The following is a 16,198-nucleotide window of genomic DNA, read 5'->3' as shown; positions in this document are numbered from 1 at the left end:
AGAACAAAATGTGGGAGCGGGCTTGCTCGCGAAAGCGCACTGTCAGTCAATGCATCAATGACTGAACCACCGCCTTCGCGAGCAAGCCCGCTCCCACACTGGACCGCGCTTTTATTCTGTGACGAATTTATCGGTCACATAGGCCGAATAATCCGGCGGCACCGTCTCCACCTTCCCCTGTTCCTTCAAGAACTTCGCCGTCTCCCCAATCGCCTTCGCCGTGCCGCCCTTGAGCAGCGCAGCGGTTTGCTGTGCCTGTGCATCGGGAAACGTCGTGCCCGCCAGTAGCTCCGGAACGTCGTCGGCATTGGAACCTGTCAATTTGGCGATTTTCTGCACTGGCTCGGAATCCACCGTCCAGCTGTCTTTGTGGGCGGCATAGTCGGCAAAGGCATCCAGGGTGACCTTGGCGAACTTGGCCACGACGTCAGGATGTTTTTGCGCAAAATCCTTGCGCGCCACCCACACCTCAAACGTCGGCGCGCCCCATTGGCCCACCTGCGCTGCGTCTGTGAGGGTCTTGCCGGTCTTGCGGATTTCGCCCAGGGCCGGCGACCACACGAAAGCCCCATCAATATCGCCACGCTTCCAGGCGGCGGCGATTTCGGCCGGTTGCAGGTTCACCACTTTGACTTGCTGGGTGTTCAGCCCCCAGTGTTTCAGCGCGCCGAGCAGGCTGTAATGTGAAGTCGAGACGAACGGGGTGGCGATGGTTTTGCCGATCAGGTCCTGGGGTGTGTCGATGCCACTGCCGTTGCGCACCACCAGGGCTTCAGAAGCGTTGATCTGTGCCGATACGATAAACGCCACAATCGGCAGGTTGCGCGACGCCGCCGCCGCGAGCGGGCTGGAGCCGAGATTACCGATGTGTACATCACCCGAAGCGATGGCCGTGACCACCTCTGGCCCGCTGTTGAAGCGGCGCCAGGCGATTTTTTCGCCAATGGCTTTTTCGTAGAGGCCGTCGGCCTGGGGAACCTTGCTGGGATCGATGCCGGTCTGGTAGCCCACCGTCAGGTCGGCGGCGTTGACACCAAAAGAAAGTAATAGCGATACAAAAACTGTAACAAATTGACGGGAGGATGTGCGTTTGGCCATGATGGCGTCGCCTTTTTGATCGTGAGTGACGTATGCAACCGTACGGCCACACTAATCGATCTAAAAAAGCACCAGTAAATACCCTTTAGGAATTAGCTTATGGAGCGGCGCGTCTATCCTGACCGGCCAGCTTCACGGAGAGACTTATTCCTGAATCGTATGAAAAAGAATGAAATAATTCTTTTTGGGTGTATGAAAAACTCATTACCCTGCAGGGACCAAATCAACTGCGATTAGACGAAGGTAGTAGACACACAAGGTTACGATTGACTTGGTGGTCACTATCTGGCGCTAATCGCGCATCTGTGGATCGAGGGCGTCAGACCCGAGACCAAAGAAATACAAAAATTAGAAATGAGAGGAGCGGTACATGAAGAAGTCCACCTTGGCTGTGGCTGTAGCGTTGGGCGCAATCGCCCAGCAAGCAGGCGCTGCCGGTTTCATCGAAGACAGCAAGGCCACACTGGGCCTGCGCAACTTCTACATCAACACCGATAACCGCGAAGGCGCTGGTGCGAACAAGAACGAAGAGTGGGGCCAAGGCTTCGATCTGCGTTTCATCTCCGGTTACACCCAAGGCACCGTTGGCTTCGGTCTTGACGCAATCGGCCTGCTGGGCGTTCGCCTGGATTCGGGCGGCGGTACCAACGGCGCGACTGCCAGCTCCTACGGCGGCACCATCTTCCCGAGCAAGTCCAATGGCGAAGCCGTTGATAACTACTCGAGCCTGGGCCTGACCGCCAAGGCCAAGATTTCCCAGACCGAACTGAAGCTGGGTACCTTGCAGCCCAAGCTGCCGGTCATCGTCACCAACGATGGTCGTATGCTGCCGCAGACCTTCCAGGGTGGCCAGATCACCTCCAGCGACATCAAGGACCTGACCCTGGTTGCCGGCCAGATCGAAAAAGCCAAGGGCCGTAACTCCAGCAACAACGAAAGCCTGTCCATCTCCGGTGCCAACAGCCGTGGCGTGAACTGGCGTTCGAGCAACAAGTTCTACTACGCCGGTGGCGACTACAAGATCACCAAGGATCTGACCGCCCAGTACTACTACGGCAACCTGGAAGATTTCTACAAGCAACACTTCCTGGGCCTGACCCACAACTGGGCTATCGGCCCTGGCGTGCTGAAGTCTGACCTGCGCTACTTCAACAGCTCCGACGACGGTAACAACGGCAACCAGTCCGCTTACTTCTCGACGGGCAACTACGGCGGCGTGAACTCCGGCCGTGGCAAAGTCGACAACAACCTGTACAGCGGCCTGTTCCTGTACTCGGTGGCCGGTCACACCTTCGGTGGCGGTTACCAGGTCAGCAACGGCAGCAGCGACTTCCCTTGGCTGAACCAGGGTGATGGCTCGTCGGCTTATATCACCACCGACATGCAAATCCAGAAGTTCGCCCGTGCCGGCGAGCGTACCTGGCAAGCTCGCTACTCCTACGACTTCGCCAAAGTCGGCGTACCTGGCCTGACCGCGGGTGTGGTTTACCTGAAGGGCGACCATATCGACACCGTCTCCAGCAACCGTACCGAGTTCACCGGCCAGTCCGAGTGGGAACGTGACATCACTGTTGCCTACGTCGTACCGGAAGGTCCGCTGAAGAACGTCGGCGTGGCATGGAAAAACGCTATGTGGCGCAGCGACATCGCCAACGCGCGTAACCAAGACGAAAACCGCTTGATCGTCAGCTACTCGATCCCGCTGTTGTAAGACTGTAAAACCTTGCCCGGCGCAATGCCGGGCAAGGTGTCTTGCTGTTCAAGTCGGGCTCAACCCCCGCAAGCCCTTCCTGAACCCCTCTTTTTTGCAGCGTCTCAAGGCCTTCTCGAACCTTGAAAGCGATGTTGGCCTCAGGCCGTTCCCAAGTCCAATGAACTGATTTTTATATTCTTTTATCGTCTAGATAAATCGATATTTATTCTTTTTAAATCACCAGAAATCCATGCACAGTGGGCTCCATAAGCACTCACCAGGAGCCATACCCATGAGCCTAAGACTGGGCGACATCGCCCCCGACTTCGAACAGGATTCCAGCGCCGGCAAGATTCGTTTCCATGAATGGCTGGGCGACAGCTGGGGCGTGTTGTTTTCCCACCCGGCGGACTTTACGCCGGTGTGCACTACCGAACTGGGTTTCACCGCCAAGCTCAAGGATGAATTCGCCAAGCGTGGGGTCAAGGCCATCGCCCTGTCGGTAGACCCTGTGGACTCGCACCACAAGTGGATCGAAGACATCAACGAGACCCAGAACACCGTGGTCAACTTCCCGATCCTGGCCGACGCCGACCGCAAGGTCTCGGACCTCTACGACCTGATCCACCCGAATGCCAGCGATACCCTCACCGTGCGCTCCTTGTTCGTGATCGACCCGAACAAGAAGATCCGCCTGACCATCACCTACCCGGCCAGCACCGGGCGTAACTTCCATGAAATTCTGCGGGTGATCGACTCCCTGCAACTGACCGACAACCACAAGGTGGCGACGCCGGCCAACTGGCAGGATGGGGACGAAGTGGTGATCGTGCCGTCGCTCAAGGACGAGGAAGAGATCAAGAAACGCTTTCCCAAGGGCTATCGCGCGGTGAAGCCGTACCTGCGCCTTACGCCGCAACCCAATCGTTAAGGCATCACGGACCCTCCCTCTGTAGGAGCGAGCTTGCTCGCGAAAAACGTCAACGATAACGCGTGGTTTCTGGATGAGCGCGGCGCCTATGAGTTTTTCGCGAGCAAGCTCGCTCCTACACAGCAGGGGTTTTCAGGCCGTTTCGACGGCCTTTTTTTCGCCTGGCGATTGATTAAACGCTTATGTATTTATGGAATAAACAAATGAATAAATAAGATTTATAGATATATAAATCTGCTGATAAGGTCTATCCCATCTTGGCGCCATCGCCATACAGCGAACCGCCGACACTTGCTCAAGGAATCTCCTGCATGCTGGTCGTAACACTTGGAGGCAGCCCCAGCCAGCGTTCCCGCTCCGGGGTCTTGCTGGATAAAACCCGTCAGTGGCTGCAACAGCAGGGCGTGGAAGTGGTGAGTTACCAGGTACGGGACTTCCCGGCTGAAGACTTGCTGCATGCGCGCTTCGACAGCCCCAAGGTCATCGACCTGCTGCAACAAGTCGCCAATGCCGACGGCTTGGTAATCGCCACGCCGGTGTACAAGGCGTCGTTTTCCGGGGCGTTGAAAACCGTACTGGACCTGCTGCCGGAGCGTGCTTTGGCCCATAAGGTGGTATTGCCGATGGCGACCGGCGGCAGCATCGCCCACATGCTGGCGGTGGACTACGCCCTGAAGCCGGTGCTGTCGGCCCTCAAGGCCCAGGAATTGCTCCACGGTATTTTTGCCGAAGACAGCCAGATCGCTTATGGCGAAGGCAGCGTGCAGGCGCAACTGGTGCCGGTACTCGAGCAGCGTCTGCATGAAGCCCTGGAGCAGCTCTACAGCGCCATGGCACGCCGGCCCAAGCCGCTGGACCCTGACGTATTGAATGAACGTTTGTTGAGTGCTCGCTGGAGCATCTGAGCCTCACCCCGAAAAGCTGGAAACCCTCACCTTACTCAGCCGACAACGGCCAAGCAGGTGCAGCCAAAACCCTAATCGCACAGTTGGAGAGAGCGCCATGCGCACTGTCATCTTGCGTCGTGGTCTGGTCGCACTCTTTGCTGCGGCTGTGTCCTTCGGCGCCATTGTTCAAGCTCAAGCCGCTGAGACCTTGCGGATCGGTTATCAGAAGTACGGCACCCTGGTGCTGCTCAAGGCCAAGGGCACCCTGGAAAAACGCCTGGCCGCCCAAGGCGTGCAGGTGCAGTGGACCGAGTTTCCCGGTGGCCCGCAATTGCTCGAGGGCCTGAACGTCGGCTCCATCGACTTCGGCGTTACCGGCGAAACCCCACCGGTGTTTGCTCAGGCGGCTGGCGCCGATCTGCTCTATGTCGCCTACGAACCCCCCGCGCCTACCAGCGAAGCGATCCTGGTGCCCAAGGACTCGCCGATCAAATCGGTGGCCGAACTCAAGGGTAAAAAGGTCGTGCTCAACAAAGGCTCCAACGTGCACTACCTGCTGGTGCGTGCCCTGGAAGACGCCGGCCTCAAGTACACCGACGTGAAGACCGTGTTCCTGCCGCCCGCCGATGCCCGTGCCGCGTTCGAGCGTGGCAGCGTGGACGCCTGGGTGATCTGGGACCCGTACCAGGCCGCAGCCGAAAAGCAACTGCAAGCGCGCACCCTGCGAGACGGCACCGGGATCGCCGACAACCATCAGTTTTACCTGGCCACCAAACCCTACGCCGAACAACACCCGCAAGTGATCAAGGCGTTGGTGGAAGAAGTGCGTGCGGTAGGCGAATGGTCCAAGGCCAACCCCCAGGAAGTGACTGAGCAGGTCGCCCCACTGCTCGGGCTGCCGGCAGATATCACCCTCACGTCGGTGAAACGCCAGGGCTACGGCGCGCTGTTCCTGACCCCGGAAGTGGTCGCCGCCCAGCAGAAAATCGCCGACAGCTTCTACCAACTCAAATTGATCCCCAAGCCCTTGAGCATCAAGGACGTGATCTGGACGCCACCCGCCGCGGTTGCCAAAGCGCCGTAATCCGACTTCATTCAGGAGACAACTCCATGAGCCTCAATATTTTCTGGTTCCTGCCCACCCACGGCGACGGTCATTACCTTGGCACCGCCGAAGGCGCCCGTGCGGTCGACCACGGTTACCTGCAACAAGTGGCTCAGGCCGCTGACCGCCTGGGTTTCGGCGGGGTGTTGATCCCTACGGGTCGCTCCTGCGAAGACTCGTGGTTGGTGGCCGCTTCGCTGATCCCCGTGACCCAGCGCTTGAAATTCCTGGTTGCCCTGCGGCCCGGGATCATCTCCCCGACCGTGGCCGCGCGCCAGGCCGCGACCCTGGACCGCCTGTCCGGTGGCCGTGCGCTGTTCAACCTGGTCACCGGTGGCGATCCGGAAGAACTGGCTGGCGACGGTTTGTTCTTGAGCCATGAAGAACGCTACCAGGCGTCGGTGGAATTCACCCGCATCTGGCGTCGTGTGCTGGAAGGCGAGACCGTGGACTACGACGGCGAACACATCAGCGTCAAAGGCGCAAAATTGCTCTACCCACCGATCCAGCAGCCACGCCCGCCGCTGTATTTCGGCGGTTCCTCCGAGGCCGCCCAGGACCTGGCAGCCGAACAGGTGGAAATGGTGCTGACCTGGGGCGAGCCGCCGGCAGCCGTCGCCGAAAAAATCGCGCAAGTACGCGCCAAGGCCGCAAAACTGGGACGCACGGTGCGCTTTGGCATTCGCTTGCATGTGATCGTGCGCGAAACCAACGACGAAGCCTGGAAAGCCGCCGACAAACTGATCTCCCACCTGGACGACGAGACCATCGCCCGCGCCCAGGCGTCCCTGGCGCGTTTCGATTCGGTGGGCCAGCAACGCATGGCGGCTTTGCATGGCGGTAGCCGTGACAACCTGGAAGTCAGCCCCAACCTGTGGGCCGGCGTCGGCCTGGTACGTGGCGGCGCAGGGACGGCGCTGGTCGGCGATGGCCCAACGGTTGCGGCGCGGGTCAAGGAGTACGCGGACCTGGGTATCGATACCTTTATCTTCTCCGGTTATCCACACCTGGAAGAATCGTATCGGGTGGCGGAGCTGTTGTTCCCGCACCTGGATATCGAACGTCCCGAGCTGCCCAAAAGCGCCGGCTACGTCAGCCCGTTTGGCGAGATGGTTGCCAACGACATCCTTCCCAAAGCTGCGTCACAGAGCTGAGGCGCCGTTATGGACTTGGAAAAAATCAGCCATCGCGTGGCGCCCTGGGTGCTGCCGATTTTATTGCTGGCGGTGTGGCAGTTGTCGGTGTCGGCGGGTTGGTTGTCGACGCGCATTCTGCCAGCGCCGAGTGCAGTGATCGAAGCCGGGGTGAACCTAGTGGTCAGCGGCGAAATCTGGACGCATCTGGCCATCAGCGGCTGGCGCGCCGGCCTGGGTTTTGTGATCGGTGGCAGCATCGGTCTGGCCCTGGGCTTTATCACCGGGCTGTCGAAGTGGGGCGAACGCTTGCTCGACAGCTCCGTGCAGATGATCCGCAACGTGCCGCACCTGGCGCTGATTCCGCTGGTGATCCTGTGGTTCGGCATCGATGAGACCGCGAAAATTTTCCTGGTGGCCCTGGGGACCTTGTTCCCGATCTACCTGAACACTTACCACGGCATCCGCAATGTCGACCCGGCACTGGTGGAAATGTCGCGCAGCTATGGCTTGTCCGGTTTCAGCCTGTTCTGGCAAGTGATCCTGCCGGGCGCGCTGCCGTCGATCCTGGTGGGGGTGCGTTTTGCCCTGGGCTTCATGTGGCTGACGCTGATCGTGGCGGAAACCATCTCGGCCAGTTCCGGCATCGGCTACCTGGCGATGAATGCCCGTGAATTCCTGCAAACCGACGTGGTGGTGCTGGCCATCGTCATGTACGCCATCCTCGGCAAACTGGCCGACCTGGCAGCCCGTGGGCTGGAACGTGTGTGGCTGCGCTGGCACCCGGCGTACCAAGTCAAAGGAGGTGCAGCATGACGGCTCAACAACCTCCGCGTCTGTTGAAGGGCATCCCGCTGGCGGTGCGCAAATTGCGCAAGGCCTTTGGTACCCGCGAAGTGCTCAAAGAGATTGACCTGCATATTCCCGCAGGGCAGTTCGTGGCCGTGGTCGGCCGCAGTGGTTGCGGCAAAAGTACCTTGCTGCGCCTGTTGGCGGGGCTGGACAAAGCCAGTGGCGGCGAGCTGCTGGCCGGCTCCGCGCCACTGCACGAAGCGATTGAAGATACGCGGTTGATGTTCCAGGAAGCGCGCTTGCTGCCCTGGAAAAAGATCATCGACAACGTCGGCCTGGGCCTCAAGGGCGACTGGCGCCCCAAAGCGCTGGAGGCCCTGGAAGCGGTCGGCCTGGCCGAGCGCGCCAATGAATGGCCGGCGGCGTTGTCCGGCGGCCAGAAACAGCGCGTGGCACTCGCCCGGGCGTTGATCCACCAACCGCGGCTGTTGCTGCTCGACGAGCCGCTGGGCGCACTGGATGCCCTGACCCGCATCGAGATGCAGCAACTGATCGAGAACCTGTGGCGCAAGCACGGTTTCACGGTGTTGCTGGTGACCCACGACGTCAGCGAAGCCGTGGCGATTGCCGACCGCGTGATTCTGATTGAAAACGGCGAAATCGGCCTGGACCTGACCATCGACCTGCCACGCCCACGGGCCCGTGGCTCACACCGCCTGGCCGCGCTGGAAGCCCAAGTGCTCAACCGCGTGCTGTCGCTACCCGGTTCCCCACCGGAACCCGAACCTGTTTCACCGCTGCCGACGCAATTGCGTTGGGCTCAATAACTCACACAGGAAAAACACCATGACGATTAAAGCCATCAACGTGCGTAACCAGTTCAAAGGCACCATCAAGGAGATCGTGGTCGGCGACGTGCTGTCGGAAATTGACGTGCAGACCGCGTCCGGCATCGTCACCTCGGTGATCACCACCCGTTCGGTCAAGGAGTTGGAGCTGGTGATCGGCAGTGAAGTGATTGCCTTTGTGAAATCCACTGAGGTGTCGATTGCCAAGTTGTGATTTTCACCGCCCTTGAGACCCCTATCGCAGGCAGTCAACACAGTTGGACCGGGTGCATATCCGTTATTTAGGTAACGGCCTCTTAGGGTTCCGCCCTGACGGCGGCTCACTTTTGAAAAGCCGGAATGCCGGCCCAGACAAAAGTAAGCAAAACGCTCTTGCCCCACCACTCGGCACCTCGCTTGGGCTCGGTGTGCCCGTAATCCGCGAGTGATTTGGGGGGCCGCCGCCACGCGCCATCCATGGCGCGGGGCGGCTAACCCGGCGTCCTGCCGGGTTACCCACGAATTCAAGCCTGCGTTCGGCCAGCGTGGTTTAACGGGGCGCCTAAGATCAAAAGCAGATCAAGAGCGGCTCGCTTCGCATCGTGGTTACCGTCTGCTGTTGCAACCCGCAAAGTTGTGTAGATACCCATGCTGCGATGAGGCCGGCCCAGACAACAAAGCATTCAGCGCTTGGGCAGGTAGGCCGGCAAATAAAGCCCCACATACGCATCAAACACCCGCATCCCTTCCTCCGCCATGCGCGGCGTAATCAGCCCATGCTGATGCACCGAGCGCGCGTACACGCGGTCGCTCAACTCCAGCGCCAAGGCAAACACATCCACGTCGCTCGGTAGCGTTGGCACTTCAAAGTGGCGATTGAACACCGCCAGCATCAAGTCGCCCAATTCCAGATCATGCTGGCGATCGGCCTGGGTCACTTCGGTCAAGCCGTGCTGGGCCAGGATCAACTGGCGCGCCGCGGCATCGTTGCTGTAGATGCTGAGCATGCGTTGTTCGACGATGTAGGACAGGTCGCGCCAATGCTGGAGTGAGTCATGCTCGATGGGCGCCTGGATGGCAGCGCGAAAGGCTGCGTGAATGTCAGCGGTCAACGCCTCCAGCAACGCCGGCACACTGGCGAAAAAGTGGTACACCGACGACGGCGGAATCTGTGCCCGTTCGGCCACGCTGTAGATCGACAAACTGGCCACGCCTTCGGCGGCCAGCAAGGTGCGGGCGGCGTCGAGGATCGCGTCGATCCGGGCCTGGCTGCGGGCGCGGGGTTTGCGAACAGTGGCGGGGCGGGTGGTCATGGATGTCTCCTACAAGGCAGCGGGCATTGTATGAGCAGGAAGGTGTGTTGTCTGCCAAGCCGCTATCGCAGCGATGCGGCGACCCGACAAGCCAGCTCCCACATTTGACCGAGTTCCAACCTTGAAATGCGTTCCACTGTGGGAGCTGGCTTGCCTGCGATGAGGCCAACCCGGTTTCCCAAAATAAACCCATAAAAAAACGCCACTGACCAAAATCAGCGGCGTTCTTTTATTGCAGCAACCGCTTACACGGTATGCAGGTACCAGTTGTACTCAAGGTCGGAGATGGAGTGTTCAAACTCCTCCAGCTCACTTTCCTTACAGGCGACGAAGATATCGATGTATTTAGGATCGATGTACTTGGCCATCACCTCGCTGTCGTCCAGCTCACGCAGGGCATCGCGCAGGTTGTTCGGCAGGCTCTGCTCGTTCTGTTCGTAGCTGTTGCCTTCCACCGGAGCGTTCGGCTCGATCTTGTTGGTCAGGCCGTGATGCACGCCCGCCAATACCGAGGCCATCAGCAGGTAAGGGTTGGCATCGGCCCCCGCCACACGGTGTTCGATACGCACGGCATCGGATGAACCGGTAGGTACGCGAATCGCCACGGTGCGGTTATCCAGGCCCCAGCACGGCGAGTTCGGCACATAGAACTGTGCGCCGAAACGACGGTAGGAGTTGACGTTAGGGCACAGGAACGCCATTTGGGCGGGTAGGGTCTCCAGCACACCGCCGATCGCGTGACGCAATGCGGCGTTCTGCTCGGGATCCTCGCTGGCAAAGATGTTCTTGCCGTCCTTGTCCAGAATGGAGATGTGCACGTGCAAACCGTTGCCTGCTTGGCCTGGGTAAGGCTTGGCCATGAAGGTGGTGTCCATCTCATGGTCGTAGGCGATGTTCTTGATCAGGCGCTTGAGCAGTACCGCGTAATCGCAGGCCTTGATCGGGTCGGCGACGTGGTGCAGGTTCACTTCGAACTGCGCCGGGGCACTTTCCTTGACGATGGCGTCCGCCGGGATGCCTTGCTCCTTGGCACCTTCCAGAATGTCCTGGAGGCAGTCGACGTATTCGTCGAGGTCGTCAATCAGGTAGACCTGTGTCGAGTGCGGACGTTTGCCGGAGATCGGCGAGCGGGGCGGTTGTGGCCGGCCGTTCACGTTCTCCTGGTCGATCAGGTAGAACTCAAGCTCGAAGGCGGCGCAGATGGTCAGACCGAGGTCGTCAAACTTGGTAACAACTTGGCGGAGCACTTCGCGCGGATCGGCGAAGAAAGGTTCACCTTCAAGTTCGTGCATGGTCATCAGCAGTTGCGCGGTAGGGCGCTTTTGCCAGGGTTCATTGCACAGGGTGTCGGGGATTGGATAACAGATTCGGTCAGCATCACCGATGTCCAGGCCCAGGCCGGTGCTTTCCACCGTAGAGCCGTTGATATCCAGGGCAAATAAAGAGGCAGGCAGGTTAATGCCCTTCTCGTAAACCTTGTGGAGGCTGGTGCGTTCGATGCGCTTACCGCGCACCACACCATTCATATCCGCAATTAGAAGGTCTACGTACAGAACCTCAGGATGATCCTTAAGGAACGCGTTCGCTTCGTTAAGCTGAACGGCACGCGGGGGTACCGACATGATGCAACACCTTTGTTGTTAAAAATATCAATCATTGATCTTTTCTGGTTTCAGTCAACCCGAACGGCCTGCCGAAGTCAAGCGAGGCATTTTTTGCCCTAAAAAAGCGCCATGAAGGCTTTTTTGCGGGGTTTTGGGGCGGTTTTTTGGGTTTGAGGGGCTTGGGACCTGCAGGCTTGAGCGGGCCGTGTAGGATTTTTTACGGGGGTGTTGTGTAAAAAAATGAACAAGGCTAAGCTCGATTCAAACCCATAACAGCAATAATACCGGGGTGCTTCATGTTTCACCTGCCGCCAATCGGCGTCTGCGCCTGCTTCAGCCAGGCTTTGTCTGCAGCTCGTTCGCCCCGCGTGAATGCCCAGGCACCGGCCAATATTCTTGACGGCCCTGCCGATCTCCTTTTTGCCATCTCCTACGCCACTGACCGGGCCTCATCCGCCGTGCCGATCATAATTGCGCACAACTTTGGCCTGAGGAATGCAACCCATGAGCAAATGGCAGGTAAGCTCCTACCCTGAATGAAAAAACGACGCGGATGCTGCGTCAACCAACGCCTGGCCTTTAATGGATGCCAGGAAACCCAGCCCAGAGGCATTTATGAGTAACAACCTCGACCAGCTCACCGATTGGTTGAAAGACCACAAGATCACAGAAGTCGAATGCATGATTGGCGACCTCACCGGTATTACCCGGGGCAAGATCTCGCCGACCAACAAGTTCATTGCCGAAAAAGGCATGCGCCTGCCCGAGAGCGTTCTGTTGCAGACCGTGACCGGCGACTATGTCGAAGACGACATCTATTACGAATTGCTCGACCCGGCCGACATCGACATGATCTGCCGCCCCGACCAGAACGCGGTATTTCTGGTGCCGTGGGCCATCGAGCCGACCGCTCAGGTGATCCACGACACCTACGACAAGCAAGGCAACCCGATCGAGCTGTCGCCGCGCAACGTGCTCAAGAAAGTCCTCAAGCTCTACTCCGATCGCGGCTGGCAGCCCATCGTGGCGCCAGAGATGGAGTTCTACCTGACCAAGCGCTGCGAAGACCCGGACTTCCCGCTGCAACCGCCGATTGGCCGCTCCGGCCGCCCGGAAACCGGTCGCCAGTCCTTCTCTATAGAAGCGGCCAACGAATTCGACCCGTTGTTCGAAGACGTCTATGACTGGTGCGAACTGCAGGAGCTGGACCTGGACACGCTGATCCACGAGGACGGCACCGCGCAGATGGAAATCAATTTCCGTCACGGCGACGCCCTGTCCCTGGCCGACCAGATCCTGGTGTTCAAGCGCACCATGCGTGAAGCCGCGCTCAAGCACGACGTGGCCGCCACCTTCATGGCCAAGCCCATGACCGGCGAGCCCGGCAGCGCGATGCACCTGCACCAGAGCATCATCGACATTGCCACCGGCAAGAACGTCTTCTCCAATGAAGACGGGACCATGAGCCAGCTGTTTCTCAACCACATTGGCGGCCTGCAGAAATTCATCCCTGAATTGCTGCCTTTATTCGCCCCCAACGTGAACTCGTTCCGCCGCTTCCTGCCCGACACCTCGGCGCCGGTAAACGTGGAATGGGGCGAAGAAAACCGCACCGTCGGCCTGCGCGTACCGGATGCCGGCCCGCAGAACCGCCGCGTGGAAAACCGCCTGCCGGGCGCCGATGCCAACCCGTACCTGGCGATTGCCGCCAGCCTGTTGTGCGGCTACATCGGCATGGTCGAAGGCCATAACCCGAGCGCGCCGGTGGTGGGCCGTGGTTACGAGCGGCGCAACCTGCGCCTGCCGTTGACCATCGAAGACGCCCTGGAACGCATGGAAAACAGCAAGACCATCGAGAAATACCTGGGGCAAAAATTCATCACAGGCTACGTCGCGGTCAAGCGGGCCGAGCATGAAAACTTCAAGCGCGTGATCAGTTCGTGGGAGCGGGAATTCCTGCTCTTCGCCGTCTGATGCGCCGGGCGCGACCTTCAAACGGCGCGCCCTTCACTGAAAAGTCTAGGAGATTGGTATGTCCAGCAACAACCCGCAAACCCGTGAATGGCAAGCCTTGAGCAATGATCACCACCTGGCGCCGTTCAGCGACTTCAAGCAATTGAAAGAGAAAGGCCCACGGATCATCACCAAAGCCCACGGCGTTTACCTGTGGGACAGCGAAGGCAACAAGATCCTCGACGGTATGGCCGGCCTGTGGTGCGTGGCGATCGGTTACGGTCGCGATGAACTGGCCGATGCCGCCGCCAAGCAAATGAAAGAGCTGCCGTACTACAACCTGTTCTTCCAGACCGCACACCCGCCGGTATTGGAGTTGGCCAAGGTCATTTCCGATGTCGCGCCGGCCGGCATGAACCATGTGTTCTTCACCGGCTCTGGCTCCGAAGGCAACGACACCATGTTGCGCATGGTCCGCCACTACTGGGCGATCAAAGGCCAGCCCAACAAGAAAACCATCATTGCCCGCAAGAATGGCTACCACGGCTCAACCGTGGCCGGCGCCAGCCTGGGCGGCATGACCTATATGCACGAGCAGGGCGACTTGCCGATCCCGGGCATTACCCACATCGCCCAGCCGTACTGGTTTGGCGAAGGCGGCGACATGAGCCCCGAGGAATTCGGTGTGTGGGCCGCCAACCAGCTGGAAGAGAAAATCCTGGAGCTGGGCGTGGACAACGTCGGCGCCTTTATTGCCGAGCCGATCCAGGGCGCCGGTGGCGTGATCGTGCCGCCTGCCACATACTGGCCGCGCATCAAGGAAATCCTCGCCAAGTACGACATCCTGTTTGTCGCCGACGAAGTGATCTGCGGTTTCGGCCGTACCGGTGAGTGGTTCGGTAGCGATTTCTACGACCTCAAGCCGCACATGATGACCATCGCCAAGGGCCTGACCTCGGGCTACGTGCCCATGGGCGGCCTGATTGTGCGCGACGAAGTAGTGGCGGTGCTCAACGAAGGGGGCGATTTCAACCACGGCTTTACCTATTCCGGTCACCCGGTCGCTGCGGCTGTGGCCCTGGAAAACATCCGCATCCTGCGCGATGAAAAAATCGTTAACCGTGTGCACGACGAAACGGCACCGTATTTGCAGAAACGTCTGAGGGAACTGGGCGATCATCCGCTGGTGGGTGAAGTACGCGGCGTCGGCATGCTCGGTGCGATCGAACTGGTGCAGGACAAGGCGACGCGCAAGCGTCATGAAGGCAAAGGCGCCGGCATGATCTGCCGAACCTTCTGCTTTGAAAATGGCCTGATCATGCGCGCCGTGGGCGACACCATGATCATTTCGCCGCCACTGGTTATCAGCAAGGCTGAAATCGACGAGCTGGTGACCAAGGCCCGTCACTGCCTGGACCTGACTTTGGCAGCGTTGCAGGGCTAAGTGCTAGGCTCAGTGCGCGGTGTACTGGGCAGTTACAAATGCAGGGGCTTTGGTTGAAAGCCGGCCCCTGAACTTGCCAGACTGTCGCCCTGTTTTGTTGCCCTTCGGTTGGGCCGTAAAACATACAACGCTTGTGGCCCAAAAAAGAAAAAATTGGAGCATCACCAAATGAAGGCATTAGGTTTGAAGAACGCTGGCAAGACCCTCCTCGCCTTGTCGCTGATGGGCGCAATGGCGGGCGCGGCCCAGGCAGACAGCAAAGTGCTGCACGTCTACAACTGGTCCGACTACATTGCACCGGACACCATCGCCAACTTTGAAAAAGAGTCGGGCATCAAAGTGGTGTACGACGTTTTTGACAGCAACGAGACCCTGGAAGCCAAGTTGCTGGCAGGCAAGTCCGGCTACGACATCGTCGTACCGTCGAACAACTTCCTCGCCAAGCAGATCAAGGCCGGTGTCTATCAGGAGCTGGACAAGTCCAAGCTGCCTGCCTACAGCAACCTGAACGCCTCCCTGCTCAAAGCCGTGTCGGTCAGCGACCCGGACAACAAGCATGCTTTCCCGTACATGTGGGGTTCGATCGGCATCGGCTACAACCCGGAGAAGGTCAAGGCTGCGCTGGGCGTGGACAAGATCGACTCGTGGGATGTGCTGATGAAGCCGGAGAACATCGCCAAGCTGAAAAGCTGCGGCGTGAGCTTCCTCGATTCGCCGACCGAAATGCTGCCGATTGCTTTGCACTACCTGGGCCTGCCGACCGACACCCAGAAGAAAGCCGAGCTCAAGCAAGCCGAAGACCTGTTCCTGAAAATCCGCCCGTCGATCGGCTACTTCCACTCCTCCAAGTACATCTCCGACCTGGCCAACGGCAACATCTGCGTGGCCGTGGGTTACTCGGGTGACATCCAGCAGGCCAAGTCCCGTGCGGCTGAAGCCGGTGGCAAAGTCAAAGTTGCCTACGACATTCCGAAAGAAGGCGCCGGCAGTTTCTTCGACATGGTTGCCATCCCTAAAGATGCCGAAAACGTCGACGCTGCCTATGCATTCATGAACTACCTGCTCAAACCTGAAGTGATGGCGAGCATCACCAACAGCGTGCGTTTCCCGAACGGTAACGAGAAGGCTACCGCACTGGTAGACAAAGACATCACCAGCGACCCGGGCATCTACCCTCCCGCGGACGTGCAGGCCAAGCTCTACGCGATTGCTGACTTGCCGGCCGCCACTCAGCGTGAAATGACCCGTAGCTGGACCAAAATCAAATCCGGTAAATAACGCCAGAAACCTGTAGGAGCGAGCTTGCTCGCGAAAATCGTCAACGATAACGCAGCGCCCCTGGTCGCCCGCGTTGCCTGTGAGTTCTTCGCGAGCAAGCTCGCTCCTACAAACAGCGGCAACCGTACAGAAAATAAATG

General features: G+C 59.1%; 16 protein-coding genes. 13 read left to right on the top strand and 3 right to left on the bottom strand.

Annotation, left to right across the window (positions count from 1 at the left end; translation table 11 throughout):
* Positions 1 to 111 precede the first annotated feature (111 nt).
* Positions 112 to 1,098: a taurine ABC transporter substrate-binding protein gene (tauA, locus tag HU731_RS14660; protein ID WP_186607007.1), complete on the bottom strand. Its 987-nt coding sequence runs from the start codon at positions 1,096 to 1,098 to the stop codon at positions 112 to 114.
* A gap of 370 nt (positions 1,099 to 1,468) precedes the next feature.
* Here tauA and HU731_RS14655 point away from each other — a divergent pair, with 370 nt between their 5' ends.
* From HU731_RS14655 to HU731_RS14615, 9 genes are all read left to right on the top strand, one after another.
* Complete coding sequence (locus HU731_RS14655) at positions 1,469 to 2,809, top strand: OprD family porin (protein ID WP_186607006.1); 1,341 nt, start codon at positions 1,469 to 1,471, stop codon at positions 2,807 to 2,809.
* A 274-nt stretch (positions 2,810 to 3,083) separates the two neighbouring features.
* The gene (locus HU731_RS14650; protein ID WP_003195267.1) at positions 3,084 to 3,722 is read left to right on the top strand and encodes a peroxiredoxin; all 639 of its coding nucleotides are present in this window, start codon (positions 3,084 to 3,086) and stop codon (positions 3,720 to 3,722) included.
* A gap of 33 nt (positions 3,723 to 3,755) precedes the next feature.
* Complete coding sequence (locus tag HU731_RS14645) at positions 3,756 to 3,929, top strand: hypothetical protein (RefSeq protein WP_186607116.1); 174 nt, start codon at positions 3,756 to 3,758, stop codon at positions 3,927 to 3,929.
* A 104-nt stretch (positions 3,930 to 4,033) separates the two neighbouring features.
* Entirely contained in the window at positions 4,034 to 4,627 is a 594-nt protein-coding gene (ssuE, locus tag HU731_RS14640) for an NADPH-dependent FMN reductase (protein WP_014720392.1), read from the top strand.
* Positions 4,628 to 4,724: 97 nt separating this feature from the next.
* A complete protein-coding gene (locus tag HU731_RS14635) occupies positions 4,725 to 5,693 on the top strand; it encodes a sulfonate ABC transporter substrate-binding protein (protein WP_186607005.1) in 969 nt (322 codons plus the stop codon).
* A gap of 26 nt (positions 5,694 to 5,719) precedes the next feature.
* Positions 5,720 to 6,868 carry an FMNH2-dependent alkanesulfonate monooxygenase gene (gene ssuD / locus HU731_RS14630; protein ID WP_003195260.1) on the top strand — a complete coding sequence of 383 codons (1,149 nt, stop codon included), beginning with the start codon at positions 5,720 to 5,722 and terminating at the stop codon, positions 6,866 to 6,868.
* 9 nt (positions 6,869 to 6,877) lie between these two features.
* Complete coding sequence (gene ssuC / locus HU731_RS14625; RefSeq protein ID WP_003195258.1) at positions 6,878 to 7,663, top strand: aliphatic sulfonate ABC transporter permease SsuC; 786 nt, start codon at positions 6,878 to 6,880, stop codon at positions 7,661 to 7,663.
* Positions 7,660 to 8,466 carry an aliphatic sulfonates ABC transporter ATP-binding protein gene (ssuB, locus tag HU731_RS14620; protein ID WP_186607004.1) on the top strand — a complete coding sequence of 269 codons (807 nt, stop codon included), beginning with the start codon at positions 7,660 to 7,662 and terminating at the stop codon, positions 8,464 to 8,466. Before ssuC ends, ssuB begins: the two co-directional genes overlap by 4 nt.
* A 19-nt stretch (positions 8,467 to 8,485) precedes the next feature.
* A complete protein-coding gene (locus HU731_RS14615) occupies positions 8,486 to 8,701 on the top strand; it encodes a TOBE domain-containing protein (RefSeq protein ID WP_003176783.1) in 216 nt (71 codons plus the stop codon).
* Positions 8,702 to 9,149: 448 nt separating this feature from the next.
* Here HU731_RS14615 and HU731_RS14610 read toward each other — a convergent pair whose 3' ends face one another.
* Together HU731_RS14610 and HU731_RS14605 are read right to left on the bottom strand one after the other, a co-directional pair.
* The gene (locus HU731_RS14610; RefSeq protein ID WP_186609562.1) at positions 9,150 to 9,779 is read right to left on the bottom strand and encodes a TetR/AcrR family transcriptional regulator; all 630 of its coding nucleotides are present in this window, start codon (positions 9,777 to 9,779) and stop codon (positions 9,150 to 9,152) included.
* A 245-nt stretch (positions 9,780 to 10,024) separates the two neighbouring features.
* Positions 10,025 to 11,401: a glutamine synthetase family protein gene (locus HU731_RS14605; protein ID WP_003195252.1), complete on the bottom strand. Its 1,377-nt coding sequence runs from the start codon at positions 11,399 to 11,401 to the stop codon at positions 10,025 to 10,027.
* Between the two features lie 278 nt (positions 11,402 to 11,679).
* On the opposite strand from HU731_RS14605, the gene HU731_RS14600 reads away from it, so the two are divergent.
* From HU731_RS14600 to HU731_RS14585, 4 genes are all read left to right on the top strand, one after another.
* Positions 11,680 to 11,919, top strand: a complete 240-nt coding sequence (locus tag HU731_RS14600) for a hypothetical protein (RefSeq protein ID WP_186609560.1) — start codon at positions 11,680 to 11,682, stop codon at positions 11,917 to 11,919.
* Between the two features lie 79 nt (positions 11,920 to 11,998).
* Positions 11,999 to 13,357 (top strand): glutamine synthetase family protein, encoded by a 1,359-nt coding sequence (locus HU731_RS14595; protein ID WP_003195249.1) that lies wholly within the window; start codon positions 11,999 to 12,001, stop codon positions 13,355 to 13,357.
* Positions 13,358 to 13,415: 58 nt separating this feature from the next.
* The gene (locus HU731_RS14590; protein ID WP_014720386.1) at positions 13,416 to 14,780 is read left to right on the top strand and encodes an aspartate aminotransferase family protein; all 1,365 of its coding nucleotides are present in this window, start codon (positions 13,416 to 13,418) and stop codon (positions 14,778 to 14,780) included.
* 183 nt (positions 14,781 to 14,963) lie between these two features.
* Entirely contained in the window at positions 14,964 to 16,058 is a 1,095-nt protein-coding gene (locus HU731_RS14585; RefSeq protein WP_186609563.1) for a polyamine ABC transporter substrate-binding protein, read from the top strand.
* The last annotated feature ends 140 nt before the right edge of the window (positions 16,059 to 16,198 follow it).

Source organism: Pseudomonas salmasensis (assembly GCF_014268375.2).
Lineage (GTDB): Bacteria > Pseudomonadota > Gammaproteobacteria > Pseudomonadales > Pseudomonadaceae > Aquipseudomonas > Aquipseudomonas salmasensis.
Note: the sequence above shows the minus strand (reverse complement) of the source record. Positions and strands in the feature narration are given on the sequence as shown.